The sequence below is a fragment of the Streptosporangium fragile genome, assembly GCF_039534445.1.
GTDB classification, from domain to species: Bacteria; Actinomycetota; Actinomycetes; order Streptosporangiales; family Streptosporangiaceae; genus Streptosporangium; species Streptosporangium fragile.
Map to the genome: position 1 here is coordinate 68,368 of NZ_BAAAVI010000025.1, position 24,842 is coordinate 93,209.

At 72.8% G+C, this 24,842-nt stretch carries 27 protein-coding genes and 1 pseudogene; 7 read left to right on the forward strand and 21 right to left on the reverse strand.

Features of this window, described 5'->3' with window-relative positions:
* Window positions 1-54 precede the first annotated feature (54 nt).
* Window positions 55-2,097: a protein kinase domain-containing protein gene (locus ABD841_RS18615; RefSeq protein ID WP_344973087.1), complete on the forward strand. Its 2,043-nt coding sequence runs from the start codon at window positions 55-57 to the stop codon at window positions 2,095-2,097.
* A gap of 14 nt (window positions 2,098-2,111) precedes the next feature.
* Here the strand turns inward: ABD841_RS18615 and ABD841_RS18620 are convergent, their stop codons facing one another.
* Complete coding sequence (locus tag ABD841_RS18620) at window positions 2,112-3,872, reverse strand: sialidase family protein (protein WP_344973089.1); 1,761 nt, start codon at window positions 3,870-3,872, stop codon at window positions 2,112-2,114.
* Window positions 3,873-3,997: 125 nt separating this feature from the next.
* The gene (locus ABD841_RS18625; RefSeq protein ID WP_344973091.1) at window positions 3,998-5,146 is read right to left on the reverse strand and encodes a CobW family GTP-binding protein; all 1,149 of its coding nucleotides are present in this window, start codon (window positions 5,144-5,146) and stop codon (window positions 3,998-4,000) included.
* An 83-nt stretch (window positions 5,147-5,229) separates the two neighbouring features.
* On the opposite strand from ABD841_RS18625, the gene rpmG reads away from it, so the two are divergent.
* A complete protein-coding gene (gene rpmG, locus ABD841_RS18630) occupies window positions 5,230-5,394 on the forward strand; it encodes a 50S ribosomal protein L33 (RefSeq protein WP_344973092.1) in 165 nt (54 codons plus the stop codon).
* 3 nt (window positions 5,395-5,397) lie between these two features.
* Complete coding sequence (locus ABD841_RS18635; protein ID WP_344973094.1) at window positions 5,398-5,643, forward strand: type B 50S ribosomal protein L31; 246 nt, start codon at window positions 5,398-5,400, stop codon at window positions 5,641-5,643.
* A 96-nt stretch (window positions 5,644-5,739) separates the two neighbouring features.
* Here the strand turns inward: ABD841_RS18635 and ABD841_RS18640 are convergent, their stop codons facing one another.
* From ABD841_RS18640 to ABD841_RS18650, 3 genes are all read right to left on the reverse strand, one after another.
* On the reverse strand, window positions 5,740-6,294 hold the full coding sequence (locus ABD841_RS18640; protein WP_344973096.1) for a cellulose binding domain-containing protein: 555 nt from the start codon (window positions 6,292-6,294) through the stop codon (window positions 5,740-5,742).
* 87 nt (window positions 6,295-6,381) lie between these two features.
* Window positions 6,382-7,425 carry a lytic polysaccharide monooxygenase auxiliary activity family 9 protein gene (locus ABD841_RS18645; RefSeq protein ID WP_344973098.1) on the reverse strand — a complete coding sequence of 348 codons (1,044 nt, stop codon included), beginning with the start codon at window positions 7,423-7,425 and terminating at the stop codon, window positions 6,382-6,384.
* 514 nt (window positions 7,426-7,939) lie between these two features.
* Complete coding sequence (locus tag ABD841_RS18650) at window positions 7,940-8,452, reverse strand: GNAT family N-acetyltransferase (protein ID WP_344973100.1); 513 nt, start codon at window positions 8,450-8,452, stop codon at window positions 7,940-7,942.
* Between the two features lie 155 nt (window positions 8,453-8,607).
* Here ABD841_RS18650 and ABD841_RS18655 point away from each other — a divergent pair, with 155 nt between their 5' ends.
* Window positions 8,608-8,826, forward strand: coding sequence for an EF-hand domain-containing protein (locus tag ABD841_RS18655; protein WP_344973101.1), 219 nt, complete (start codon window positions 8,608-8,610; stop codon window positions 8,824-8,826).
* 10 nt (window positions 8,827-8,836) lie between these two features.
* Here the strand turns inward: ABD841_RS18655 and ABD841_RS18660 are convergent, their stop codons facing one another.
* Window positions 8,837-9,313 (reverse strand): SpoIIE family protein phosphatase, encoded by a 477-nt coding sequence (locus ABD841_RS18660; protein WP_344973103.1) that lies wholly within the window; start codon window positions 9,311-9,313, stop codon window positions 8,837-8,839.
* 258 nt (window positions 9,314-9,571) lie between these two features.
* Between ABD841_RS18660 and ABD841_RS40865 the strand changes: the two are divergent.
* Window positions 9,572-9,811: pseudogene (locus tag ABD841_RS40865) on the forward strand (STAS domain-containing protein); the annotation flags it as partial.
* Between the two features lie 68 nt (window positions 9,812-9,879).
* Here the strand turns inward: ABD841_RS40865 and ABD841_RS18665 are convergent.
* The 3 genes from ABD841_RS18665 to ABD841_RS18675 form a co-directional block, all read right to left on the reverse strand.
* On the reverse strand, window positions 9,880-10,245 hold the full coding sequence (locus ABD841_RS18665; protein ID WP_344973105.1) for an STAS domain-containing protein: 366 nt from the start codon (window positions 10,243-10,245) through the stop codon (window positions 9,880-9,882).
* A gap of 149 nt (window positions 10,246-10,394) precedes the next feature.
* Window positions 10,395-11,147, reverse strand: coding sequence for a hypothetical protein (locus ABD841_RS18670; RefSeq protein ID WP_344973107.1), 753 nt, complete (start codon window positions 11,145-11,147; stop codon window positions 10,395-10,397).
* 5 nt (window positions 11,148-11,152) lie between these two features.
* Complete coding sequence (locus ABD841_RS18675) at window positions 11,153-12,736, reverse strand: FAD-dependent oxidoreductase (protein ID WP_344973109.1); 1,584 nt, start codon at window positions 12,734-12,736, stop codon at window positions 11,153-11,155.
* 219 nt (window positions 12,737-12,955) lie between these two features.
* On the opposite strand from ABD841_RS18675, the gene ABD841_RS18680 reads away from it, so the two are divergent.
* Window positions 12,956-13,438, forward strand: a complete 483-nt coding sequence (locus ABD841_RS18680) for a DUF6789 family protein (protein WP_344973111.1) — start codon at window positions 12,956-12,958, stop codon at window positions 13,436-13,438.
* A gap of 48 nt (window positions 13,439-13,486) precedes the next feature.
* On the opposite strand, the gene ABD841_RS18685 is transcribed toward ABD841_RS18680, so the two are convergent.
* Window positions 13,487-13,897, reverse strand: coding sequence for an isoamylase early set domain-containing protein (locus ABD841_RS18685; RefSeq protein WP_344973113.1), 411 nt, complete (start codon window positions 13,895-13,897; stop codon window positions 13,487-13,489).
* A 312-nt stretch (window positions 13,898-14,209) separates the two neighbouring features.
* Between ABD841_RS18685 and ABD841_RS18690 the strand changes: the two genes are divergently transcribed.
* On the forward strand, window positions 14,210-14,839 hold the full coding sequence (locus ABD841_RS18690; protein WP_344973115.1) for a nucleoside/nucleotide kinase family protein: 630 nt from the start codon (window positions 14,210-14,212) through the stop codon (window positions 14,837-14,839).
* A 187-nt stretch (window positions 14,840-15,026) separates the two neighbouring features.
* On the opposite strand, the gene ABD841_RS18695 is transcribed toward ABD841_RS18690, so the two are convergent.
* The 11 genes from ABD841_RS18695 to ABD841_RS18745 form a co-directional block, all read right to left on the reverse strand.
* Window positions 15,027-15,299 (reverse strand): hypothetical protein, encoded by a 273-nt coding sequence (locus ABD841_RS18695; RefSeq protein ID WP_344973117.1) that lies wholly within the window; start codon window positions 15,297-15,299, stop codon window positions 15,027-15,029.
* Window positions 15,300-15,549: 250 nt separating this feature from the next.
* On the reverse strand, window positions 15,550-15,759 hold the full coding sequence (locus ABD841_RS18700) for a hypothetical protein (RefSeq protein WP_344973119.1): 210 nt from the start codon (window positions 15,757-15,759) through the stop codon (window positions 15,550-15,552).
* Window positions 15,760-15,885: 126 nt separating this feature from the next.
* A complete protein-coding gene (locus tag ABD841_RS18705) occupies window positions 15,886-16,398 on the reverse strand; it encodes a PepSY domain-containing protein (RefSeq protein ID WP_344973121.1) in 513 nt (170 codons plus the stop codon).
* 272 nt (window positions 16,399-16,670) lie between these two features.
* Window positions 16,671-17,651 (reverse strand): sugar kinase, encoded by a 981-nt coding sequence (locus ABD841_RS18710; protein ID WP_344973123.1) that lies wholly within the window; start codon window positions 17,649-17,651, stop codon window positions 16,671-16,673.
* A 26-nt stretch (window positions 17,652-17,677) separates the two neighbouring features.
* Entirely contained in the window at window positions 17,678-18,334 is a 657-nt protein-coding gene (locus ABD841_RS18715) for a bifunctional 4-hydroxy-2-oxoglutarate aldolase/2-dehydro-3-deoxy-phosphogluconate aldolase (protein ID WP_344973125.1), read from the reverse strand.
* A 2-nt stretch (window positions 18,335-18,336) separates the two neighbouring features.
* The gene (gene dgoD, locus ABD841_RS18720; protein ID WP_344973127.1) at window positions 18,337-19,482 is read right to left on the reverse strand and encodes a galactonate dehydratase; all 1,146 of its coding nucleotides are present in this window, start codon (window positions 19,480-19,482) and stop codon (window positions 18,337-18,339) included.
* A complete protein-coding gene (locus ABD841_RS18725) occupies window positions 19,479-20,192 on the reverse strand; it encodes a FadR/GntR family transcriptional regulator (protein WP_344973129.1) in 714 nt (237 codons plus the stop codon). Before ABD841_RS18725 ends, dgoD begins: the two co-directional genes overlap by 4 nt.
* Window positions 20,189-21,025 carry an SDR family NAD(P)-dependent oxidoreductase gene (locus ABD841_RS18730; RefSeq protein ID WP_425582003.1) on the reverse strand — a complete coding sequence of 279 codons (837 nt, stop codon included), beginning with the start codon at window positions 21,023-21,025 and terminating at the stop codon, window positions 20,189-20,191. The genes ABD841_RS18725 and ABD841_RS18730 overlap by 4 nt, the downstream gene beginning before the upstream one ends.
* Window positions 21,022-23,055 (reverse strand): beta-galactosidase, encoded by a 2,034-nt coding sequence (locus ABD841_RS18735; protein ID WP_344973131.1) that lies wholly within the window; start codon window positions 23,053-23,055, stop codon window positions 21,022-21,024. Before ABD841_RS18735 ends, ABD841_RS18730 begins: the two co-directional genes overlap by 4 nt.
* Window positions 23,052-23,897 carry a carbohydrate ABC transporter permease gene (locus ABD841_RS18740; protein WP_344973133.1) on the reverse strand — a complete coding sequence of 282 codons (846 nt, stop codon included), beginning with the start codon at window positions 23,895-23,897 and terminating at the stop codon, window positions 23,052-23,054. Before ABD841_RS18740 ends, ABD841_RS18735 begins: the two co-directional genes overlap by 4 nt.
* Window positions 23,891-24,838: a carbohydrate ABC transporter permease gene (locus ABD841_RS18745; RefSeq protein WP_344973135.1), complete on the reverse strand. Its 948-nt coding sequence runs from the start codon at window positions 24,836-24,838 to the stop codon at window positions 23,891-23,893. Before ABD841_RS18745 ends, ABD841_RS18740 begins: the two co-directional genes overlap by 7 nt.
* Window positions 24,839-24,842 lie beyond the last annotated feature (4 nt).

Here is a 24,842-nt window from a genome sequence, read left to right on the forward strand (position 1 = left end):
CGCGGACGGTCCGTGCGTCCGGCGGCCCGGAACGCCCCTTTCCGGAGCGTCACGGTGACGGGGGAGGCCGGGCCCTGGCCGCTGCCCCAGGGAACGCCGGACCGGCTCGGTGAGCACCGGCTGCTCGCTCTGCTCGATCAGGACGGCCACGGGACCGTCTATCTGGCCGAGAACGCCGCCGGTGAGCGGGTGGCGCTCACCGTCCTGAACGTCAGCCTGCCGAACGACTGGCAGGCGCAGGAACGTTTCGTGCAGGAGATCGAGGCAGCCCGGTGGGTTGCCCTGCCCGGGACGGCCCGGGTGATCTCCGCGACGGTCGTCGACGGCTTCCCCGTCATCGCCGGTGAACTGGTCAAAGGGGAGTCCCTGCGACGGATCGTGACGCGGGGTGGCCCGTTCCAGGGCGAGGGCCTGATCCGGCTGGCCGCCGAGACGATCACCATACTGGCCGGTATGCACGGGGTGGGGGTCGTCCACGGGAACTTCGGGCCGGACAGGGTCCTGTTCGGGCCCGACGGGCCGAAGGTGACCGAGTTCTGCGTCGCCCGAGCCTTGGCCGCGACCGGGGTCGCGGGGCCGGCCGGCGTCCCCGGGTTCATGTCGCCCGAGCAGGTCGCCGGTTTCCCGGCGGGACCGGCCGCCGACGTGTTCGGCTGGGCGGCGACCATGGTGTTCGCCGCCACCGGGGTGACCTTCCCCGGTGGCGGCGCCGGTCCGGCGGGTGCCGGGTGGGCGGGGCAAACCGGTCCCGACCTGTCCGGACTTCCCGAGCCGCTGCGTGGGTGGCTGCCGGCCTGCCTGGACGGTGATCCGGCACGCCGTCCCACCGCGAACGACGTGATGCTCGCCCTGCCGCAGGCCGCCCACGGACACCCGGCCCCGGTCGCCCGTCCGCCGTTCGGTCCGCACGGCGGGCCGGCCGATCACCCGCCGTTCGCTCCACCGGGGGCGGCACCCCGGCGCAGCCGGTGGCCGTGGGTGGCAGGGGTGGCCGGTGCCCTTGTCCTGGCGCTCTCCGCGACGATCGCCGTGAACGTCCTCAACGGTGAGGAAGCCGCCGAGGGAACCCGCAGGAACGTGACGGCCGGGACGACCGCCACCCCGGCCGTGACTCCCGCCACGGCTCCCGCCTCTCCCGGGCCCGACTTCGGCACGCCCCTGTGGACGTCCCGGGTGAGTGACCCGTGGGTGGCCTCGGTGGCGGTCTCCACAGCGGGTGGCGCGCCACTCGTGGCCACCGGCGGAGACAAGGGCACCGTGGACGTGTTCAGGCTGGACAACGGCGCGACCGCGGTCTCGCCCATCAAGAAGGCGCACAAGGGCAGGATCGCCGGACTGGCCGCCACCGTTCACAACGGCCGCTCCCTCCTGGTGTCCGGCGGCGAGGACCAGACCGTACGCCGGTGGGACCTCGCCACGGGCAACCCCGTCGGCGAGCCCGCCAAGAGCGAGTACCAGATCTTCAAGGTCGGGGCGCTGGAACTGAGCGGCAGGCAGATCGTCGCGGTCGAGTCCGGCGACGACTCGCTGCTGGACCTGGACGGGTCCGGCCTCGCCCCCCTGCCCATCGATCCGTCGCGCTGCTCGGGTCCCGCGAAGTACGGCGCGCTGGACGGCCGCCTGATCAAGGTGTGCATCGACAACGACTTCACCCTCGGGGTGTGGGACGTCAGGGAGGACAAGCGCATCGGAGAAACAGGCCAGGGACACGGGACCCACTCCACGGACCTGGCGCTGGGAACGGTGGGCGGACGACCGGTGATCGCGACAAGCGGTGAGGACGGCACGGTGCGCCGCTGGGACCTGGCCACCGGGAAGCCCGTGGGCGAGCCCATCGCCGCGGGGCCCACGGACACCACCTCCAGCGGCGTCGCCGTGACCCGGCTGGCGGGGCGTCCCGTCATCGTCTCCTACGCCAACTATCCCGACTCCAGCATCCGCGTATGGGACTGGGAGACGGGCGACCCCGTCGGCACTCCCATCCCCCTCCAGTTCACCGGCACGGCGATGGAGGTGGTGGAGAGCGGCGGCAAGGTGATCGTGGTGCTCGGCAGCGCCGACGGCATGGTCGGTGCGTGGAACCTGGGGGCGCCGTAGCGGATCCGGTGATCTCAAAGTGTCACCGGAGTCCGGGGGAGCGTGCCGAAGGTCGGGGTCAACCTGGTCCACTCCAGGGTGGCCCCGGCGGCGTTCCCGCCCGGGGTGCCGGTCACCCAGTGCGTGACCTGGGGCTTCTCCCGGCTGTCCGGGACGACCCAGGTCACCCCGGTGTCGGCGCCGTCACGGAACAGGCGGGCCGTCCCGGCGCTGTCGACCCGCACCTTCCAGGTCGCGAGCCGCCCGGCCGCGTCCAGCGAGTAGACCTTCTCCCAGACGCGGGAGCCCTTGCGCATCGTCCAGACCCCGCTCCGCTGCACCGTCAGCATGAGCCGCCGGGCGCCGTTGGCGACCTTCGCGCCGAGGCAGACGCCGTTGCCGGTACGCGGGTCGAGGGCGCTGTCGTCGTCCACCCGGCCCCGGAACTCCAGCGTGAAGTCGCATCCCCGGGCCGGGTCGAGCGCGAAGGACGCCCGGGACGCCTCGGTGCCGGTGCTGCGCAGACGCAGCCCGTCGGCGGCCGCCCGCGCCCCGCCGGCCAGGGTCCAGCCCGGCGCCGGGCCGGCGCCCGGGGTCCAGTCGCCGGCGGCGAGGGGGGCGTCGTCCATCGGCCGGGTGATGTCCAGCCGGGCGACCCTGATGTTGGTCTGGTTGTGCTCCCAGACGACGAAGAAGCGTCCGGGCGCGTACTCGTCGGCGCTGGCGTAGACGTCCCACCCGCGGGCGGCGCCGCCGGTCAGCCGGGCGCCGTCGGCCAGGAGCCGGCCCGGCTCCCAGGGCTCACCGGGCCGCCTGACCTTGTAGTACAGGACCTCCCGGTACTGGTCGGGCTTGCTCGCGGAGGGGCCGGTGAACGGCCCGGCCAGCGTGTTGAAGATCGCCAGATGGCGTCCGGCCGAGTCCCGCGTGAAGAACGTCTTGACGTAGTAGTTGGGCAGGTCCTCGTCCAGTGTCAGCCGCGACCAGGTCAGCCCGGCATCGGTGCTGGTCGCCGTGGCGCAGTGGGCCGCGCCCGCGCGGTAGCGGGCGTCGCGCTCCGCCGCGGAGGTGCCGCCGGTCAGGTCCAGCGTGCGGGTCACCATCACGAGCGTGCCGGGGTCGTCCCGGGAGAGCGCGATCTGCGGTTCCTCCACCGCCACACCCGGCGGGTTCTCCGCGAGCCCGCCGGAGGTCCAGGTCACCAGGTCGGCCGAGCGCAGCACGCCCGCCCGGGTCGTGCCGCCCGCCTGCCGCCAGTACGGGACGAGCCAGCGCCCGTCCAGGCGTAGTGGCCTGCCGGCGACGACCACGCCCCGGCCGTTGTCCGGTACGTCCACGGTGACGGGGAAGTCGGCCCACGTACGGCCGCCGTCGGTGCTCCTGCGGACCACCAGCGAGGTGGGGAATCCGTCGACGCCGCCCTCGCGGTCGCGGTCCCGCTCGACCGGGATCAGGCCGAGCAGCGCGTACAGTGTGCCCGCGTCGTTGAGGAAGATCACGTAGTGGTAGCGCCGGGTGGCGGTGGCCTTGGCGAGCGTGCCCACCGTCCAGGTCCGGCCCCCGTCGTCCGACCGGGCGAACATGATCGAGCCCTGGTCCGTCGGCGTCGGGTCGCGCGCGTCGCGGACCCCGGCCCGCCAGCCGACCACCAGCCGCCGCTCGTCGAGGGCGACGATGTCGGGGACCCGGTTGCCCTCGTGGGCGAGTTCCCCGTCGGGACCGGTGTCGACCGCGCCGTAGACGGTGACGGGCGGGCTGACGTCCGGTCCGACGATGTCGGTGTGCGGCCAGGTCATGGAGGACAGCGAACAGGCGGGGGGTGGCCGGGAGGTTGCCGGCGGGTGACTCCCGGGCGACCGTCGCCCCGCGCCCGCCTGTACGCCCTGGCCGGGGCCTTGCCGGCGCGGGACGCGGCGGGAGCTCAAGCGGTCTTCTTCAGGTCGAGGACGGCGGCGAACGGGTCGTCGTACCGGCTCCAGGCGTCGGAGCCGGCGACCGCCTCCTCCGGGGTGAGCAGGCAGGAGTCGAGCAGGGCGTGGACGCGGTCGCGGTCGAGGCCCGGGCCGGTGAAGACGAGATGCTGGACCCGGTCACCCACGATCGGCGACCAGTCGAGGGCGGCGGCCAGGCGGCGCGCGGGGGAGACCGTCTCCCAGGCGGCCTCCGGCAGCGCGGCCAGCCAGGGACCGGCGTCCTCGATCGAGACGATGCCGGCGACGGCGTCCCAGGCCAGCATGCTCCGGTACCGGGTGGCCAGCCAGAAGCGGCCCCGGCTGCGGACCGACCCGGTGACGAGCTCGTCCACGGCCTCGAACAGGCGGCCCGGGTGCAGCGGGCGGAGCCTGTGCCAGACGACGGTGTCGATCTCCCCGGTGCGAGAGTCGCAGGGCAGCAGGGCGGTGGCCGGGTCGACCCGGGCGGCGAGCTCGTGCACGCACAGCCCCGGACCGGTGACGTCGGGCAGGACCCCGTGGGCCGGCGCGATCTCGGTGGTCGGCGCCAGGTGGCCGAGCACCGCCCGGGACAGCTCGATGTCCTCCTCGTCGCCCTCACCGGTGTGCAGCACCAGCCCGGTGGCGTACTCGATCTGCCGGGCCAGCACCTCGGCCAGGTAGCGCTCGTCACCCGGGGCCGCCCGCCGCTCCGTCCCGGCGAGCTTGTCGCCCCGGCAGATGTCGACCGGCATGTGCTCGGCGGCCAGGGCCGTCAGCACGGCGGTCAGCCGCAGCACGCCGTCGGCCCCCTCGACGTCCAGCGCCTCGGCCACCGAGCGGGGCTCCACCGAATCCCACAGATCGGCGATCAGCAGCGGGGCCGCCGCGTGCCGGAGCAGCTCCGGCACCAGATCCTCGCGGACCGTGCAGGTCACGCACCCGTGCGCCAACTGGACGTCCGCGCGTTCGAGCACGTCCGAGGCGTCGCGGACGACGCGCTCGGCGCGGCCACGGGTGATCCCGCGGAGGTCGTGGTGGATGGCGACGGCTCCGGGGTGGTCCCGCAGGAGCCGGTCGACGACGGCGACGCGGGCCTGGGCGTGCAGGCCCGCCACAAGGACGACAGGGGTGGACACGGGACCTCCCGGCGGGAATGGTTCAGCAATGAAAACGGTTATCAGCATCATCGCACGGCACGTCAACCAGAGAGGAGCCGGCGTTGGCCAGAAACGAGGCGCGCCCCGTGATCAAGCTGCGGTCCACCGCGGGCACCGGCTACACCTACGTGACCCGGAAGAACCGGCGTAACGACCCCGACCGGCTCACCCTCAGCAAGTACGACCCGATCATCCGCAAGTACGTCTCGTTCCGAGAGGACCGATAAGCCATGAAGAAGGGCATCCACCCCGAGTACCGCCCGGTCGTCTTCCGCGACCCGGGCGCCGGCTTCGCCTTCCTCACCCGTTCGACCGTCACGAGCACCAGGACGATCGAGTGGGAGGACGGCAACGTCTACCCCGTGGTCGACGTCGACGTCTCCTCGGCGAGCCACCCCTTCTACACCGGACGCAGCCGCGTCCTCGACACGGCCGGTCGCGTCGAGCGCTTCAAGCAGCGCTACGGGAACCGCTGACATCCGCTCACTCCCGGCTCACCCGGGTCGCGCCGGTCCGCGGCGACCGCGTCGCACACCGTCCGCCCGGGTCCCGGGATCCGGGCGGACGGTGTGTCAGCCGCAGCGGACCTCGGTGAAGTCCGGTGGGGTGCGGGCGGCGCCGACGAATCCGATGTCGGAGACGGCCGCCCCCGCGGGCAGGGAGGGCTTCTCGGCGGGCGCGTGGATCATCCCGACGGGCCCGCTCTGCATGGGTGTGCCGTTCCACGCCTGGGTGATGGTCGTTCCGAGCGGCATCATCCACTGGATGTACCAGTCACGCATCGGCTGCCCGGTGCGGTTGGTGATGGTCGCCGCGCCGCGGTAGCCGCCCGGCCACGACTCCACCACGGTGACCGTGGCCAGGCGCGGGGCGAGCGCGACGCCCCGGTGCGCGGGCGAGCCCGCCGGAGACGTCGCACCCGCGGCCCGGGCCGCGGGGGACACGCCGCCTCCGGCGGCCGGGGAGGTCGCGGCCGGGGCGGCGTGACGCGCGGCCGGGGAGGACGCGTGGGCCGCGGTGTGCCCGCTGCCCGGGGTGCGGGCGACGCAGGCCGCCGCGACCAGGGCCAGCGCCGCGCCGAGCGAGACGAGACCCAGAAGCGGCGCGATCTTCCTGGTGAGCGGCACGGGGATCCTTCCGTACGGTTCGGGGGTCCGCGCCGGCGGTCCCCGCGGTTGGCCGGTGGGTGCGCGGGGACCGCCTTCCGCGCCCTGCTACGGACTGGTGCAGGTCACGGTCGGGGTACCGCTGGTGCCCGACCCGGTGAAGCCGAAGGTGGTCGAGCCTCCGGGTGCGATGGTGCGGTTCCAGTCGGCGTTCCTGGCCGTCACCGTCGATCCCGAGACGGTGTGGGTGGCGTTCCAGAGGCTGTTGAGGCCGCTGCCGTCGGCGAGTGTCCACTTCGCCGTCCAGCCGTTGATGCCGGAGGAGCCCGAGTTGGTCACGGTCACCTCACCCTGGAACCCGCCCGACCAGGAGCTGACGACTTTGTAGGCGGCGGTGCATCCGGCGACCGGCGTGGAGGACGGCGTCACGGTCGGGGTGACCGTCGGGTCGGGCGTGGGACCGGGCCGGCCGACGCCGGTCACCTCGCCGTTGCCGCCGTCGAAGACGACGTCGGAGCAGTTGTAGAACGTCTCGTTGGAGTCGGAGCGCTTCCACACCGAGTAGATGATGTGGCGGCCCGACTTGCCAGAGGGCAGCGTGGCGTTCCAGTAGTAGTGGGCGTCGTTGGTGCCCGGGGAGCCGACGCTTGGCGGGTGGTCGGCCGTGTGGAAGGGTTCGGACTCCAGGTCGTCCCAGGTGAGCGCCTGGTTGGGGTTCCAGCCGTCCTTGGTGATGTACAGGTAGAACCAGCCCGGGTGGGCGGCCCACTTGTTGTACTTGAACTGGATGGACGCGCCCGCGGTCAGATGCGTCACCGGCCAGTCGGCGTGCGGGAGATCGAACCCGCTGTAGCCGGGGTTGCCGCCGCTGCACGCCTGGCCGTCGGGGATGAAGCCCCGGGTGCGCCCGGCCCCGTCGGACCGCAGCACGCCGAACCAGTTGTACAGCGAGTTGGCGCCGCTCCGGGCCACCGCCGCCGAGCACGCCGGGTTGATGGGGACGATGTTCCCCTGCGGCGAGAGGCCGTCCTGCCAGCAGAAGAAGGTCCGGCTGCCGGGCACCATCATGGCGCCGTGCGCCGAGGCCGACTGCGGGACGAGGACGAGTGCGAGCAGCGCGGTCAGGAACGCGGTCACACCGGCGACAGCCATACTTCGCCATTTGCTCACGGAATTACCCTCCCTGTCGGGGGATGACGAATCGTTGATCAATGGCGGTGAGGCGCTCACGCGAGACGGACTTTAGATCGGCCCCGCCGGGGTGTAAACGACGGGCTTTCCCCACGCTGCCGTTGCGGGGCGTCGGCGCAGTTCGGAAGGGTTGGGGGCGAGGGCCGGAGAATGAAAGGTTCATGGTTCCAGGCCGTCGTGACATCCGCGCGGAGGGAATGGGAACGGGCCGCGGGATCGCGTGGAAAGAAGAAGGGGGCGGGGGCGCACGGAAAGAAGAAAGGGGCGGGGCGCGCGGAAAGCGGGAGCGGGCCGCGGGATCGCGGGGAAAGAGAAAAGGGAATGCGCCGCGGCGTCACGCGGAAAGCGGGGAGGCCGTTCCGGGCGGTGGCCGGAACGGCCTTCCCCGGAGTCTCGCGCGCCGGCGATCCGCGGGGTGAGGCATCACGTGCCCGCGTCCCGCCGCGCGGGCGCGGCCCGGTGCGGGCTCAACGCCTCATCGCGTGCTCCTCGTGCCCTCCGTGCTCTCCGCGCTCCCGGCGGTGGCGGCCAGTCTCTCCAGTGCCGGGCCCGTGATCCGGTACGGGATCCACTCGTCGAGCGGTCCCGCGCCGAGCGAGTGGTAGAACTCGATGGCCGGCGTGTTCCAGTCGAGGACCGCCCACTCCAGCCGGCCGTAGCCGCGTTCCACGCAGATGCGGGCCAGTTCGGCGAGCAGTTCCCTGCCGTACCCGCGCCCGCGGTGGTCGGGGTGGACGAAGAGGTCCTCCAGGTGGATCCCGTGTCTGCCGAGCCAGGTCGAGTAGGTCAGGAACCACAGCGCGAACCCCGCGACGTCCTCCCCGTCGGCGGCGATGTGACAGAACACCGCGGGGGAGTCGCCGAACAGCGCCTCGTGGAGCATCTCGGCGGTGGTCTCGACCTTGTCCAGCGACTTCTCGTACTCCGCCAGGCTGCGGATCATGTCGACGATCGCCGGGACGTCGGCCGGCGTTGCGGGGCGAATCATGGTCGCAGTCTAGGCACCCGGATCGGATGGGCCGCGCCAGCAAAGCGGACGATTGCCAGCAAAACCCTATATATGGGGTTGTGTAGCCGTATGAGGGGCTACTCCCGTAAGTTGGCTGCTGATCGAGTACGGAATGTCCAGGAAGGCGGATCACCATGTCGACAGAGCCCACCGGCGAGCGGCTGACGGAGCTCAGGCAGGAATTCGCCGCCATCGACACCGACGGAGACGGCTACATCACCGAGAGGGAACTCGGCGAACGCTTCCCCGGCCTGCCCGCCGAGGCCATCGGATCGCTCAACCGCGACGGAGACTCCGACGGCGACGGCCGGTTCTCCTTCGAGGAGTTCGTCCGCCTCGTCGCCCGCGACTGACGTCCGGGTTTCAGACGCGGGCGAAACCGAGCAGGGCCACGTTGTCGCGGTTCTCCCTTTTGTCGACCGGCGTGAGCAACGACTCCAGCAGGGCGTCGAGTTTGAGGCCGGCACCGCGCGAGACCTCCTTGCGGAGCCTGTCCATGCCGCTCAGGATGTCCAGCGACCGGTTCTCCACGATCCCGTCGGTGTACAGCAGCAGCCGGTCGCCCCGGGCCAGCCGGGTCTCCCCGATGGGGAAGACCGTGGTCGGCACGGCGCCGATCAGCGGGGCGAGCGCGCCGCTGAGGAAGTCGGCCTCGCCGCGGACGCCGGTTTCGCCCGGAAAACCTGTCTCGCCGGGAATGCCGGTTTCGCCCGGAACGCCTCGCCTGTCTCGCGTACCCGGTCGAGGAGCGGGCGGAGGACGTCCCACGTCTCGGCCCAGTTCTCCGCGGCGGGCCGGCCAAGCGCCGTCGGATGCTTGGCGCCGATGGTGGGGATGCACGGTCGTTGTAGAGGGCGACGTACTCCGGCCCCCAGAACGGGGTGATCCGGGGGCGGGACGGCAGGGCGATGTCGAGAGCGCCTCGCAACGCCCCGGGCCGGCGCTCCATCGGCCCGAGCGGGGTTCCTCCCCGGTCGAGGTCGCGGATCCGCTGCCCCATCTCGCCCCCGTTCAGGGGGCTGACCTGCTGCATTTCGCTCCCGATCTGTCGGGTAATGTGACGATACCTGGTCGCTCGGCAGTCCCCGTGGTAAGGACATGGCCATTCACCTGGAGAGAAGGACGGACCCTGACGGCTCCCGTGTGCTCATCCCCGTCGGGGAGCTCGACCGTGACGCGGGGGAGTCGCTGACCGCCGCGGTGGGCGAGGACCTCGCCGGCTCTCCCCGCCGGCTGGTCATCCGGATGACCCACGTGCCGTTCTGCGACTCGTCCGGGATCGTCTCCCTCCTCGACGCGCACGCGGACGCCCGGCGACAGGGCGTGGAACCCGTCCTCACCGATGTCGGCCGCCACCCGGGGAAGGGACGCGGGGGTGGGAAGGAGCGTGCGGGGACGGGGAGAGGCTATCGGGAGGCCGAGATGCTCCCGCTGGAGGCCGTGCGGCCGTCGGAGACCTGGCGGATCGACTCCTCGACGGTGAGGTCGATGGGGAACGCCTCCCGCAGCCGGGTCAGATCCAGCAGCCGGCCGAGGAAACCGTGGACACCGGCCAGGCGGAGCCATCCTTTCCGTTCGTAGGCGCGCCGCAGACTCGTCAGCAGTACCCAGATGCCCGTGGAGTCACAGAATCCCAGCTTCGCCGTGTCGATGATCAGGCAGGTGTGGCCGTGTTCCATCAGCTCGGCGAGTTTCTCTTCCAACCGGGGCGCTGAGGACTTGTCCAGATCGCCGAGAAGAGTTACGACGGAGAAGTGTGGATGTGCGTCCACGGTGACGGAAAGTCGAGTCATATTGCCCCACTGTCTGCGGCTGCTGGAGACAGCGCCCTGTCGGGAGCCGCGCGTGGACGGATGCCACTACCCCTACCGTACGCCCGTCGTTCGTGACAGTTCAACGCCTGGACGCCCGGCACCGCCTGTCAGGGCGCCGGGAGGCGCACCCCGGCGCCCTGTTCCGAGCGCGGTCTCCCGCCGGGGGAGGGCCTGTCCCGCGCGGCCCTGCCGTCCCGTGAACCCGCGTACGCACCGGCCCGTGCCGCCCGCAGCCACCGGTACGGTCCCAGCGCGGGATGCCCGTTGAGGACGGGGTCGTACCCCCGGGGCTCACCGGTCTCGCACGGCAGGGGAGTGCGCACGACGAGCCGTGCCAGCGGGTGCCTGCGGGCTCCGTCGACGCCGAGGACGAACTCCAGCGGCCTGCCCGTCACGGACGCCACCAGGGAGTCGAGGTCCGCCGGGATCCTCCGGCCGCGCTCGGCCGGGACCGCGAGGAGCCGCAGCGGCCCGTCCGGGTGGTCGTAGGAGAGCAGCGTCGAGTACACCGGCGAGGAGAATCCGGTGCTCGGGAACGGCATCCACCTCGGCCAGAGGGTCGTGGACAGCAGCAGGTCGAGGTCGCCGCCCGCGCCGCCCCCGCCCGGCAGCCGCACGGCCAGGCCGAGCACGTCGGGCAGTGACCGCGTCAGCGAGACCGCCCGCGAGAACCGGACCAGCGCCTCCCGCTCGCCCGGGGCGTCCAGGACGGGCACCCCGAGGCGGGGGTGGTCCACCACGCGGAGCGTGGCGGCGAAGGAGACGCCGTCCTTGTGCAGCGCCCGGCCTTCCCGGATCCGCGCGATCCGGTACGCTGCGGAGCGCGCGATCCGTGCCGTGTCCGGCCGTCCGAAGCCCATGGCCGTCACCCTTCCGACTGTTCCCGGTTCCCCGTGTCGGCCGGGCCCGCCGCGCTCTCGTCCGCCCCCGGTTCCCCGTCCGCGTCGGCGCTGAGACGTCTGAGGGGGTCGACGGCGGGTCCTTGCAGCACGGAGCCGTCGACGTCGAACCGGGAGCCGTGGCAGGGGCACTCCCAGGTGCGTTCGGCGTCGTTGAAGCCCACGATGCACCCCAGGTGGGTGCAGACCGCCGAGACCGCGTGGATCTCACCGCTCTCGTCACGGTAGACGGCGGAGCGCTGACCGCCCACCTTGAGGACCGCGCCCTGCCCCGGCCCGAGGTCGGCCACGGTGCCGACCGGCCCCGAGCCCAGCCGGTCGCCCACGAAGTGCCGGGCGACGGACGCCTGGAGCTTCAGCATCGGGCCCGCCTCCCGCAGCGGGTGCAGCCGCCGGGGGTCGTAGAGCCCGCTCCACGGCCGGTCCTCCCCGCCGATCAGGGCGGCCAGCAGCAGGCCCGACATGACCCCGTTGCTCATGCCCCACCCGCCGAACCCGGTGGCCACGTAGGCGTGCCGGGCACCGGGGTGCAGCGGCCCCACGAAGGGCAGCCGGTCGGTGGTGTCGTTGTCCTGGGCCGCCCACCGGTACGCGATCCGGTCGGCGCCGAACCGCTCGGCGGCCCACGCCTCCAGACGCGCGAAGCGCTCGCCGGCCCCGCCGCTGCCGGGCTTGAACGACTCGCCGGTGACGATCAGCAGGCGGCGCCCGTCGTCGTACGGTGCCGTGCGGACCGAGCGGATGCCCTGCTCGGTGGTGATGAACATGCCGCCCGGGTCGCGCTCCGCCGGGATCGGCGCGGCGACGACCAGTTCGCGGTGGACCTCCATCCGGGCGAACAGCAGGGCACGGTCGAACACCGGGTAGTGCGTGGCGACCACCACGTCCCGGGCCGTGACGGTCGCCCCGTCGGCCGTGGTCAGCCGGCACGGCGTGCCCTCGTCGAGCTTGACCACGCGGCTGCGCTCGTAGACGAGCGCCCCGCGGGCGGTCATGGCCTCCAGGAGCCCCAGCAGGTACTTGCGTGGGTGGAACTGGGCCTGCCCCTCCACGCGGACCGCCCCGGCGACGGGGAACGGCAGTGGGGAGCCGGTGACGAACGAGGCTGTCAGGCCCGCCTCGCGTGCGGCCTCCGCCTCCGCGCGGACCTTCTCGGCGGTCTCGTCGCTCTCGGCGTAGGTGAAGGCGGGCACCGGTTCGAGGTCGCAGTCGACGCCGAGTTCGGCGGCGGTCCGCGCGACGTGCTCGGCGGCCTCCTGCTGCGACCGGGCGTACAGCCGCGCGGCCTCCGCGCCCGCCGACGAGCTCAGCCGCGCGTAGACCAGGGTGTGCAGCGACGACAGCTTGGCCGTGGTGTGGCCGGTCACGCCCGCGGCGACGCGGTCGGCCTCCAGCACCGCCACCGACCGGCCCGCCCTGGTCAGTTCCCAGGCCGTGCTCAGCCCGGCGATCCCGCCGCCGACGACGGCGACGTCCACCTCCACGTTCCCGGCGAGCACCGGGTACGGCCGACCCGGAGCGGTTTCCAGCCAGAAGGAGTGCATCGTCATGGGTGAGGCCCTTCCTGGCCCGGGTGCTCGCGGTCCGGGCCGTCTCGGTGAGGTGCGGCGTCCTCTCCGCAGGTCTGGGAATCGCCATACCCTGACCTCGGCGCTGAAACGGCTGGTCGCCCACCGAAAGCGACAAAGGTGTTCATTTCCATGCATAGCGCCGTTTGTCGGTTGGTGGTGCGGGCACGCGGGAAGCAGGGGAACCACGAGGGGGCGACGATGGCACATGATCTTGTGAGGGGCGCCGCGGGCGGCGTGCTCGCCACCGCCGTGATGAGCGTGGTGATGCTCGCCGGGAGCCGCGCGGGCCTGATGCGGGACCAGCCGCCCAAGCGGATCGCCCGCGCGTTCCTCCCCGGCCACAAGCACCGCCCCAAACGGGGCGAGGGAGTGCTGGGTGCGATCACCCACTTCGGTTTCGGCGCGGCCTGCGGTTCCCTGCTCGCCCTGGCCTCCGGGAGGCGCCGCGTCCCGGTGACGCTCGGCGTGGCCTACGGGCTGGCGATCTGGGCCGTCAGCTACCAGGGCTGGGTGCCGGGCCTGGGCATCCTGCCGCCGATCTCCCGTGACCGGCCGGGGCGTCCCGCGGTGATGGCCGCCGGTCACGTGGTGTACGGAACGGTGCTCGCCCTGGCGGTGAACCGCCTGGGCGGTGGACCGGGAGAACGGCAGGGAACGGGGGGAGGCCGTCCCGGTGAGTGATGATCGGAGACGGCGGAGATCTCCGCCCCGCGAGCGGGACGCCCGTCGCTACGAGGCCGCCACCGGGGCCGCGACCGACGAGCCGTTCGCGAGCGCCTGTCGCGCGGGCTTCTTGACGGTGCGCTTCGCCGCGGGCTTGGCCGGAACGCCCTGCTCCTTCATCGAGTTCATCGAGCCGATCGGGTTGAGCCGGCCGCCGTGCTCGTCGTGGTGGTCGGCGTCGGCGTCGTCGAACCACACGCCGCCGTCCGCGAGGTAGCGGAAGCGGATGGGCTGCTGCGCGGGTACGGTGAGGCTCACCTGGTAGGTGCCGTCCTCCTTGCGCTGCATCGGATGGGCGTAGGGGTCCCAGCCGTTGAAGTCGCCCACCACCGACACCGCACCGTGGACGTCGCCCTCCGGGATCGTGAACGTGAGCTTTACCTGCCCGTTCTTGGTGGGCTTACCGCGCTTGATCACTGAAGTCCTCCTGACATCGCTGTCCGCCGTGCGTAATTCGCCGTGATCTTGTTTGCGGGAAGACGTGAAGGCCACGCCAGCTCCCCGAGCGTGCCCTCAGGGAGGGAGCACGAGCGGGAGATCGACGCTCGGTCACGGCCGAGTCGTCGATCCACATGGTTGGTTACCGCGCGTAGCCATCGGACAACCCGGACAGAGCGATATTTGATCGGCATCACGTGTGATCTTGACCGTGGCATGGCGGTGACCCGGCCGGTGACCGGGCCGACCCGCACGAAACGGACATCAGCCGGCGTCGGCCAGGATGGTGGGGTGGACGTACAGCCGATCTCCCCGTCCTCGCTGGTCGAGGAACTCGCCGACCGGGTGGCCGCGGCCCCCCGCGACTCCCGGGTGCGCGTCGCCCTCGACGGGGCGCCGGCGGCGCGGCCGGGCGACCTCGCGGACGCGCTGACCGGCCCGCTCCGCCTGCGCGGCCGCGAGGTGCTCCGGGTCTCCGCCGACGACTTCCTGCGCCCGGCGTCGCTCCGCTTCGAGTTCGGCCGGACCGATCCGGACAACTTCTACACCGACTGGTACGACTACGGGGGCCTGGTCCGCGAGGTCCTGGCCCCGCTCGATCCCGGCGGGCCGGGAAAGGTGCTGCCCACGCTGTGGGACAGCGTCGCCGACCGGGCCACCCGGGCGCCGTACGTCACCCTGCCGCCGGGCGGGGTGCTGCTGCTGGACGGCCCCCTGCTGCTGGGCCGGGGGCTGCCGTTCGAGGTGACCGTGCACCTGTGGCTCTCGCCCGGCGCGCTCGCCCGGCGGACCCCCGAGGAGCGGCGGTGGACGCTGCCCGCCTACGCGCGCTACGAGGAGGAGGCGGACCCGGTGCGCTCCGCCGACGTGGTCGTCCGCGTCGACGACCCCCGGCGCCCGGCGCTGGTCACCCGGGTCTGACCCCGCCCCGGCCCCCGTCCCGCCGGCCTTCCGGATCTCCTCCCGGTCTCCCGAGGGTCTTCTCGCACCCCGGGATCTCCCGTGGTACGCCGGGCCCGTGGACGCCGGAACGGGGTGGGGCCGGGACGACGAGGCGGGGCGCGTCCTCCCCGGACGCGCCCCGCCTCGCGGTCGTTCGATCGTGGTGCTACACGCCGGCGCGCGAAGGCATCCTGGTCTCGGCGTACGTACCGGTCGTCTCGCGCTCCATCATCGGGCGCATCTCCTCGCGGGCCTCCTCGATCCGCAGGGCGACGCCCATCGCGAAGAAGGTGGGCGCCCACTCGCCGACGAAGATTCCCCATCGGTCGGCCCGGTCCAGGCCCGCTTTCTCGGTCGTCGCCGACGTCAGCCATGAGGCGAACGACAGGCCGATCGAGGCGACTCCGGCGACGTACATCATTCCGGACTTCACGCCCATTTTGTGAAGCATGCTGATCATTTCATCCCCCTGATGGTGGTTCGCTGTTATGGTTACCCCGAGAAGGCCCATATAACCGAACACGCCACATTGAGGGTCATAGCTCACCAATCAGGATGAAACGCCCAGACGGGTAGGTTCTGCGGCCGTTGCTCGCGACGCGCCCGCTGCCCGGGACGTGGAGGCACGCCGGTGCCCGGACCGGAGGCGCGGTGCCGTCGGGGAGGCCTGCCGGCCGGCCCGTGTCCGCTCACTCGTTCAGGCGCTTGATCAGATCCTCGCGGCGGGCCTCCAGCCCGAGAAGAAGGGCCTGCTCCTCGTCGGCCTGGTTGATCAGCATCGATCGCTCGGCGGCGTCGCTCGGCCCCAGGTCTCCCACCTGGCGGCGCAGCTCGGCCACCTCGGAGCGGAGCCTCTCGATGTCTTCCTCGACCTCGCGCAGTTCATCCTTAACGCTCATTCGCTGACCATACCCCCGCTTCCGGTGCAATCACGGGACGTGCGACAGGTCATGCCCGGGCACGCCCTCGTTCCCCCGGGGCCGGTGGGTCGACGTCCTGCTCGCCCGACCGGACGAGGTTCGAGCTCAGTCGTCGCCCTGGTCGTCCGAGTCATTCTGGTCGTCCGCGTCGTCCCGCGCGTCCGAGCTGTTCTGGCCCGGGGTGTTCTGGCCTGAGTCGTTCTGGTCGTCCGCGTCGTCCTGTGCGCCGGAGTCGTCCTGGCCGTTCTGGTCGTCCGCGTCGTCAGAGCCGGTGTCGTCGGCCCGGTCGCCCGCGGTCTCGGTCTCCCGGTCCTGCTCCAGGATCGCGCCGGTGGTCGCGTCGATGTCCAGGTCGTGCTCGACGTCGCCCTGGCGCAGCTCGATCTCCCAGCTGGCGGGGGCCTCGTCGCCGTCGAACTCCGCCTTGACGAGCCGGGCGCCGGGGATCTTGTCCTGCGCGATCTTGATGGCCGCGTCGCGCTGAACCTTGACGTCGGCCTCACTGACTTCGGGGGTCGGGGTGGGGGTCATCTCCCCGGCGAAGGCCGCCGCGCCGCCGCCGCCGACGACGGCGAGGAGACCGATGGTGGCAAGGGTGAGTTTCGTGGTTTTCCGCATGTTCCGAGCGTGCCGGGCACCCCGTTAGAGCCGCGCTGCGAGAACCCTAAAGGAAGGTTAAGCCCCCCGGGGCAAGCCGTGGAGCGGTTCCCGGCTCCCCACCGCACGCGTCACGCCACGGCGTACGGCCCCGTACACCCCTGTGCGCGACCTCGCGCGACAACGTGCCGCGACCCCGTACGGCCCCGGGCGGGGCGTGCCGCGGCCCGGCACGCCCCCGTAGGCTCCCGTGCGCGACCTCGCGCGGCGGCGTGCCGAGGCGGCGCGCCGCCTCAGCGAACGGTCTCGCCCGCCGCGAGCGAGAGCAGGCCGAGCTCCTCCCGGGACGGGAGGCCGTGCCAGTCGCCGTGGGTGGCCACCGCGAACGCGCCCAGGGTGACGCCGCGCTCCAGGCGGCCGGCCGGCGGCAGGCCCTCCAGCAGGCCGGACAGGTATCCGGCGACGAACGCGTCCCCCGCGCCGACGGTGCTCCTCACCGGGACCCGGCGGGCGGGCAGCGCGGCGTGCTCTCCGCCCGCCCAGACCTCGGCCCCCGCCGCCCCGTGCTTGACGACCACCTCGCCCACCCCCGCGTCCAGCGCGCCCGCGGCGCCGCCGGGGGCGACGATCGGCAGCTCGTCGTGGGAGGCGATCAGCACGTCCACGTACGGCAGCAGCCGGCCGAGCACGGCCGACGCCTCGGCGGTGTCCCACAGCCGGGCACGGTGGTTGACGTCGAGGCACACGCGCGCGCCGAGCTCGCGGGCCCGCCGCACGGCGTGTTCGACCGCCGCCCTCGGCTCGGGGCCGAGAGCCGGGGTGATTCCGGTGACGTGCAGGATTCTTGGGGGCCCGCCGGCCGCCAGCGCGGCCGTCACGTCGGCGGTGCCCAGCATCGACCCGGCCGAGCCCGACCGGTAGTAGTGGACGCGCGCGACGTCGCCGATCCGGTTCTCCTGGATGAGCAGGCCCGTCGGCCGCTCCGGGTCGATCCGGACCGAACTCACGTCGACGGCCTCGGCCCGCAGCGTGCGCAGCACCAGGGCGCCGAGCTCGTCGGCCCCGACCACGCCCGCCCAGCGCGCGGTGTGGCCGAGCCTGGCCAGGCCGATCGCGACGTTCGCCTCGGCGCCCGCGATCGACAGCGCGAGGTCGCCGCCGAGGCGGAGCGGTCCGGAGCCGTGCAGGGAGGCCATCGTCTCGCCCAGGGTCAGGACGTCCGTCGTGGTCTCGCCGCCGGTCGGGGTTCCACCGTTCCGGGGACCGCCGGTCATGTCCCGGCCGTCTCCCGGGCCGCCGGTCAAGGCTTGACCGCTTCGAGGAAGGCGCGGGCGCGGTCGCGCAGGGCGGCCAGGTCGCCGCCGTGCGGGGCGTCCCCGACGAGGGGCGAGCCGACGCCGACGGCGACGGCCCCGGCGTCGAGGTAGGGCCCGACCTGGTCGGCCCGCACCCCGCCGACCGGTACGAGCGGCACGGCGGGGAAGGGATCGCGCAGCGCCGACAGGTAGCCGGGCCCGCCGGCCGAAGCCGGGAAGATCTTGACCGCGGTCGCCCCCACGGTCACCGCGTGCCACACCTCGGTCGGCGTCATCGCGCCGACGAGGGTGGGGACGCCGAGCTCGACGGCGCGGAGCGCCCCGTCGCCCATGGCCGGGGTGACCGCGAAGCCCGCGCCCGCCGCGACGGCGGCGTCCGCGTCGGCCGTGGTCAGCACGGTCCCGGCGCCGAGGACCACGCCGGTACCGAGCTCGGCGCGGACCCGGGCGATGACGTCGAGGGCTCCGGCGCCGGTGAGTGAGACCTCCAGGACGTCGACGCCCTCCTCGACGAGCGCGCACGCCGTGCGGAACGACGCCTCGGGGTCGCGTCCCCGGATGATGGCCAGCAACCTCCGGGTTCGGAGCAGGTCGAGAAAATCGGCCGGGGCCATCTGGCCGGCCCCGTCAAGGATGTCCATGATCACCACTCTGCCATCGAGCCGTCGTCGTGCCGCCACAGGGGGTTGCGCCACGCGTGGGGGTTGCGGTCCGCCTTCCGCACGGCCTGCTCGTCCACCGTGACCCCGAGGCCGGGCAGCGGCGTGCGGTGGGCGTGCCCCCGGGTGAAGGCGAACGGAGCCGGGTCGAGGACGTAGTCGAGCAGCTCCGCGCCCTCGTTGTAGTGGATGCCCACGCTCTGCTCCTGGATGAGGAAGTTGGGGGTGGCGAAGGCGACCTGGAGGCTGGCGGCCAGCGCGATCGGCCCGAGCGGGCAGTGCGGCGCGAGCTGCACGTCGAACGCCTCGGCGAGCGCGGCGATCCGCCGCACCTCCGAGATGCCGCCCGCGTGCGAGAGGTCGGGCTGGGCCACGGCGAGCCCGGCGTTCAGCGCGGGCAGGAAGTCCGAGCGGGAGTACAGGCGCTCGCCGAGCGCGATGGGCACCTCGGTCGACGCGGTCAGCTCACCGAGCCGGTGCAGGTACTCCGGCGCCAGCGGTTCCTCCACGAACATCGGGTGCAGGCCGGCCACCGCCGCGATGACCCGCCGCGCGCTGGCCGTCCCGGCGCGCCCGTGCAGGTCGATCGCGAAGTCGCGGGCGGGGCCGAGCACCGACCTGGCGATCTCGGCGCGCTCGACGACGGAGGCCAGCTCGGTGGCGGGGATCGACCGGGACATCAGCCCGGAGCCGTTCATCTTGACCGCGGTGAACCCGGCCTCGACCTGCTCCTGGATCGCCTCGCGCAGCTCGCCGGGGTCGTCGCCGCCGACCCACGCGTACACCCGGACGCGGTCCCTGACCGGCCCGCCCAGCAGCGCGTGCACGGGCGCCCCGTAGTGCTTGCCGGCGATGTCCCACAGCGCCTGGTCGAGCCCGGCGACCGCGCTGGACAGCACGGGGCCGCCCCGGTAGAAGCCGCCCTTGGTCAGCACCTGCCAGTGGTCCTCGATCCGCAGCGGGTCCTGACCGAGAAGGTATTCACTCAGGACGTCCACCGCGGCCCGCACGACCTCGGCCCGGCCCTCGACGACCGGCTCACCCCACCCGACGACACCGTCGTCGGTCTCCACCCGGCAGAACAGCCAGCGCGGCGGGACGAGGAACGTCTCGATCCTGGTGATCTTCACTCCGCCTCCAGGTGCAGGCGCTCGACGTCGCTCCACGCCTTGGCCAGCAGCTCGCGCATGGCCGCCTCGGCGGCGGCGGCGTCGCCCGTCCGGATGGCGTCGAGCACCGCCCGGTGGCTGGGCACCGGGTCGTCGCTGTCGTGGGAACCGTGGACCAGCCGGTCGCGCCCGGCGAGCCCGGCCCCCATCACGACCTCCATGCGGACCAGCAGCTCGTTGCCGCCCGCCGCGAGCAGTGCGCGGTGGAAGCGCAGGTCCGCCTCGACGACGGCGGCCGGCTCGCCCGCCTCGCCGGCCTCCGCCATCCGGGCGAGCGCCGCCTGCAGCTCCTCCAGCTGCTCGGGGGTGCGGCGCAGCGCGGCCAGGCTGGCGACCGGCGGCTCGACGATGGACCGCAGCTCGTGCAGGTCGCGCAGGAAGCCGTGGTCGGGGCGGCCGGCGAACTTCCACCGGATCACGTCGCCGTCGAGCAGGTTCCAGTCGGAGCGCGGGCGCACGTAGGTGCCCAGTTTGGGGCGGGCCGCGATGAGGCCCTTGGCGGTGAGCACCTTCATCGCCTCGCGCAGCGCGGTCGAGCTCACCCCGAGCCTCTCCTGCAGGGCGACGACGTCGAGGCTGTCGCCCTCCCTGCACTCACCACTGAAGATCATCGCGGCGATCGCCTCGACGGTCTGCCCGTGGAGGCCCCGCCCGCTGTACACCGCCATCATGCCGAGTCCTTCACTACGCTCCATCCGCCGTCGACGACCAGCGACGCCCCCGTGACGAACGAGGCCTCGGGCGAGGCCAGGAAGGCGATGGCCGCGGCGACCTCGTCGGGTGAGCCGAACCTGCGCAGTACGGTCGCCCTGACGCTGTCGGCCCGGCCCTGCTCGTCCACCCGGTCCCAGGCCGGAGTCATGACCGGCCCCGGGATGACGCAGTTGACGCGTGCGGCGGGGCCGTACTCCACCGCGAGCTGCCGGGTCAGTGCCGTCAGGCCGCCCTTGGCGGCCGCGTAGGCCGGGTGCCCCGGGAGGCCGACGAGGGCGTGCACCGATGAGGTGATTACCATGGCGCCGCCGGTGCGAGCAAGATCGGGTAGCAGCCGGCGGGCCGCGAGGAAGGTCCCGGTGAGGCTGACGCCGATCTGCCGGTTCCACGACTCCAGCGAGGTCTCGTGCGCGGGCGCCACGTCGACGGTGTACGCGTTGCTGACGATCACGTCGACCGGACCCCATCCGGCGACGCGGTCCCAGGTGTCCTCCCGGGAGACGTCCCCCGGCAGGAAGTCCGCCCGGCCCCCGGCCGCGCGCAGCTCCGCCGCCAGCGCCTCCCCGGCCTCGGACACGTCGACGACCAGCACCGCCGCGCCCTCCGCCGCCAGCCGCCGGGCGGTCGCCGCGCCGATCCCGGACGCGCCCCCGGTCACCACGGCGGTCCTGCCGACGAAGCGGCCCGCCGCGGCCCGGTCGCGGGCCTGGGCGTCCGCCCGGCCCGCCCCGGTCGCGCCGGTGTGTTCGCCGGTCCGCACCGGACCGGCTCCCCCGTCGGGATGGTTCACCGTGACCCCTCCCGGCGGATCACCGCGACGTCGTGGGGCGCCAGGTCGACCTCGGCGGCCCGTACGGGCCGGTCACCGTGGTTGAGCAGGAACAGGAACCGCCGGCCGTCCTCGGCGACCCGCACCACGGCCTCGACCCCGTCGGGCAGTCCGGCCAGGACCGGGGAGACCCCGGCCAGCGCGAGCGTGTCGCGGACCAGCTCCCGCATGGTCTCCTCGTCGGGGCGGGTGCCCAGGTAGGTCGCGGTGCCCGCGCCGAAGGCGTGCCGGGTGACCGCGGGGAGCCCGGCCAGCGGGCCGTCACCGTAGCGGGCCAGTTCGCTCGCGCCCTCCGGCACGATGTGGTCGGCCCACAGGTCCGCCGACCCGCCGAGGCCGCCGGACCCGCCGGGCCCTCCGTCGCCCCCGGTGCCCTCCTCGCCCCCCGGCCCGCCGGGGACGAGCGTGACGCGCTCGCCCTCGTTCAGCGGCCAGAACTCCTCGACCCGCAGGCCGAGCGGCTCGCGCAGCGCCCCCGGGTAGCCGCCGAGGCGGATGCGGTCGCACTCGTCGGCGATTCCGCTGAAGAACGAGACCAGCAGGTGCCCGCCGGCCCGGACGTACTCGCGGAGGTTGTCCGCGGCGGCGTCGGAGCACAGGTAGAGGTTGGGCACGACCACGAGCCGGTAGCCCGACAGATCGGCCGTGGGCGGCACCACGTCGACGGTGACGTTCTCCCGCCACAGCGGTGTGTAGTGCGCGCGCAGCCGCTCGGGCAGCTTCAGCTCCCCGGGCCGGGCGTCCAGCTCCAGGGCCCACCAGTTCGACCAGTCGTGCACGATCGCGACGTCCGCGTGGATCCGCGAACCCGTCACATCGCGCAGGTCGCCGAGCTCGGCGCCCAGCGCGGAGACCTCGCGGAAGATCCGGTTGTCGGTCCCGCCGTGGGAGACGATCGCCGAGTGGAACTTCTCGGCGCCGCCCCGGGAGGCGCGCCACTGGAAGTACATGACCGCGTCGGCGCCCCGCGCCAGCGCCTGGTGGCTCCAGAGCCGGTTGAGGCCGGCGTGCTTGGGCCGGTTCGGCGGCCGGTAGCTGATCGCGCCGGTCGCGCTCTCCATCATCAGGTACGGCTGCCCGCCGCGCAGCGAGCGCATCAGGTCGTGGAAGAGGGCGGCGTCGATGTGGGCCCGGGGGTCCTTCGGCTCGGGGTAGATGTCGAGCGCCACGATGTCGAAGTCCTCGGCCCAGGAGAAGTAGTCGACCGACCGCCACAGGCCCATGATGTTGGTCGTCACCGGGACGTCCGGGGTCAGCTCCAGCAGCGCCTCGCGTTCGGCCCGGTAGCAGGCGAGCAGGGCGTCGGAGCTGAAGCGCCGGAAGTCGAGCTCCTGGGCCGGGTTGGTCAGCGTCGGGGCCGTCCGGGGCGGGTGCACCTCGGCCCAGTCGGTGACGCGCTGGCTCCAGAAGGTCGTCGACCAGGCGGCGTTCAGCGCGTCGAGGTCGCCGTACCGCTCGCGCAGCCAGCGCCGGAAGTCCTCCGCCGACACCTCGCAGTAGCACTCGTCCAGGTGGCAGCCGTACTCGTTGCCGACGTGCCACAGCGCCAGGGCCGGGTGCGCGCCGTACCGGACGGCGAGTCGCCGGGCGAGCGCCACGGCGGCGTCGCGGTAGACGGGGGAGCTGGGGCAGTAGTGCTGGCGCGAGCCCGGCCAGAGCGTGACCCCGTCGCGGGTGACCGGCAGGGTCTCCGGGTGCAGCCGGGGCATCCACGCCGGGGGAGAGGCGGTGCCGGTCGCGAGCGAGACCGCGATCCCGGCCTCGCCGAGCAGGTCCATGACCTCGTCGAGCCAGGTGAAGTCGTACTCGCCGGGGGAGGGCTCGACCGTGCCCCAGGAGAAGATGCCGAGGGTGACGATGGTGACCCCGGCCTCGCGCATGAGGCGCACGTCCTCGCGCCAGACCTCGGGCGCCCACTGTTCGGGGTTGTAGTCGGCGCCGAAGCCGAGGCCGTCGAGCCGGTCGTAGAGGTGGGTGATCCTGGTGTTCAACCCTTGACGCTCCCTGCGGTCAGCCCCGCGCGCCAGAAGCGCTGCAACGAGGCCATGGTGAGGACGAGGAGGAGTGCGGACACGGCGGCGCCGGTGACCGTGAGTTCGTAGAACGCCGGGTCGCGGAAGGTCTGCGAGTTCCACTGCGCCAGACCCAGCGTCACCGGGTAGAGCCGCTGGTCGGAGAGCATCACCAGGGGCAGGAAGTAGTTGTTCCAGACGCCGATGAACTGGAACAGGAAGATCGTGACCAGCGCCGGGCTCATGATCTTGAGGGCGATCCGGAAGAAGATGCGGTACTCCCCGGCGCCGTCCAGCCGCGCCGACTCCAGCAGCGCGTCGGGGATGGCGGCGTTGGCGTGGATGCGCGCCAGGTACACCCCGAAGGGGCTGACCACGCTGGGCAGCAGCACCGACCAGAAGGTGCCGGTGATGCCCACCTGGCTGAAGATGAGGTACGTCGGCAGGGCCAGCACGGTGGCCGGTACGAGCACCCCGGCGAGCACCAGGTTGAACAGCGCCTCCCGGCCGGGGAACGGGTATTTGGCCATCGCGTACCCGGCGCCGGCGGAGAGCAGGGTGGCGATCAGGGCGCCCGCGCCCGCGTACAGGAAGCTGTTGAGGATCCACCGGCCGAACAGGCCGTCCTCGGTGCCGAACAGGTTGGAGAGGTTGGCGCCGAGCTGCGGGTCGGGCGACCACAGGCCGAAGGTGCCGAACAGGTCGGCCGAGCTCTTCGTGGCGGCGATCAGCACCCAGGCGACCGGGAGCAGGAAGTAGACGGCGGCGGCTCCCAGCAGGGCCAGGACCACGACGGTGGAGGGGCGGATCCGCCTCACCATGCCCGGTTCCCCTTCCTGTTGACGAGGCGGAGGAACCCGAACGAGATCACGAATGACATGATCGCAATCAGTGTCGCCTCCGCGGACGCGAGGTGGATGTTGCTCTGCGCGAAGGCCTGGTTGTAGGCGGCCAGGTTCGGCGTGTAGTCGCTGTTGATCGCCGTGGTGAGCGGTTTGAGGACCAGCGGCTCGACGAAGAGCTGGAGGGTGCCGATCAGGGTGAACACCGTGATCAGGACGAGCGGGGCGCGCACCAGCGGGACCTTGACGTGCCAGGCGATCCGCAGCTCGCTCGCGCCGTCCACCCGGGCCGCCTCGTACAGCTCCTGCGGGATCGCCTGGAGCCCGGCGATGAGGACGAGCATGTTGTAGCCCGCGAACTGCCAGGTGGAGATGTTGGCGATGGCCAGCAGTACCGTGTCGGGGCCGAGGAAGTCGTGCGGCAGGCCCACCGCCGCCAGCACGTCGATCAGCGGGCTGGTCTGCGGCACGTACAGGAACCCCCACAGCAGCGAGGCGATCACGCCGGGCACGCCGTACGGGAGGAAGAACGAGACCCGGAAGAACGCCCGGAAGCGTGCCTGCGCGGAGTCGAGGAGCAGGGCCAGCGCCAGCGCGCAGACCACCATGACCGGTACTTCGATCAGGCTGAACAGCAGCACCCTGCCGACGCTGCCGACGAAGGCCGGCGAGGTCAGCGCGGTGACGTAGTTGTCCAGTCCGGCGAAGTCCAGGGTCGGCTCGGTCAGGCCGAGACCGCTGCTGGTGAGCTTGAAGAAGCTCTGGTAGACCGCGTAGCCGATCGGCGCCAGGAAGAACAGCGCGAAGGCCACGAAGAACGGTGCGACGAAGACCGCGACGTGCGACCGGGAGCGGCGGGGATGCCGCGGACGCCCGTGGTCCGCCCCCGTCCCGGCCCTGGGCTTCTCTCTCTGCAGCACCCCC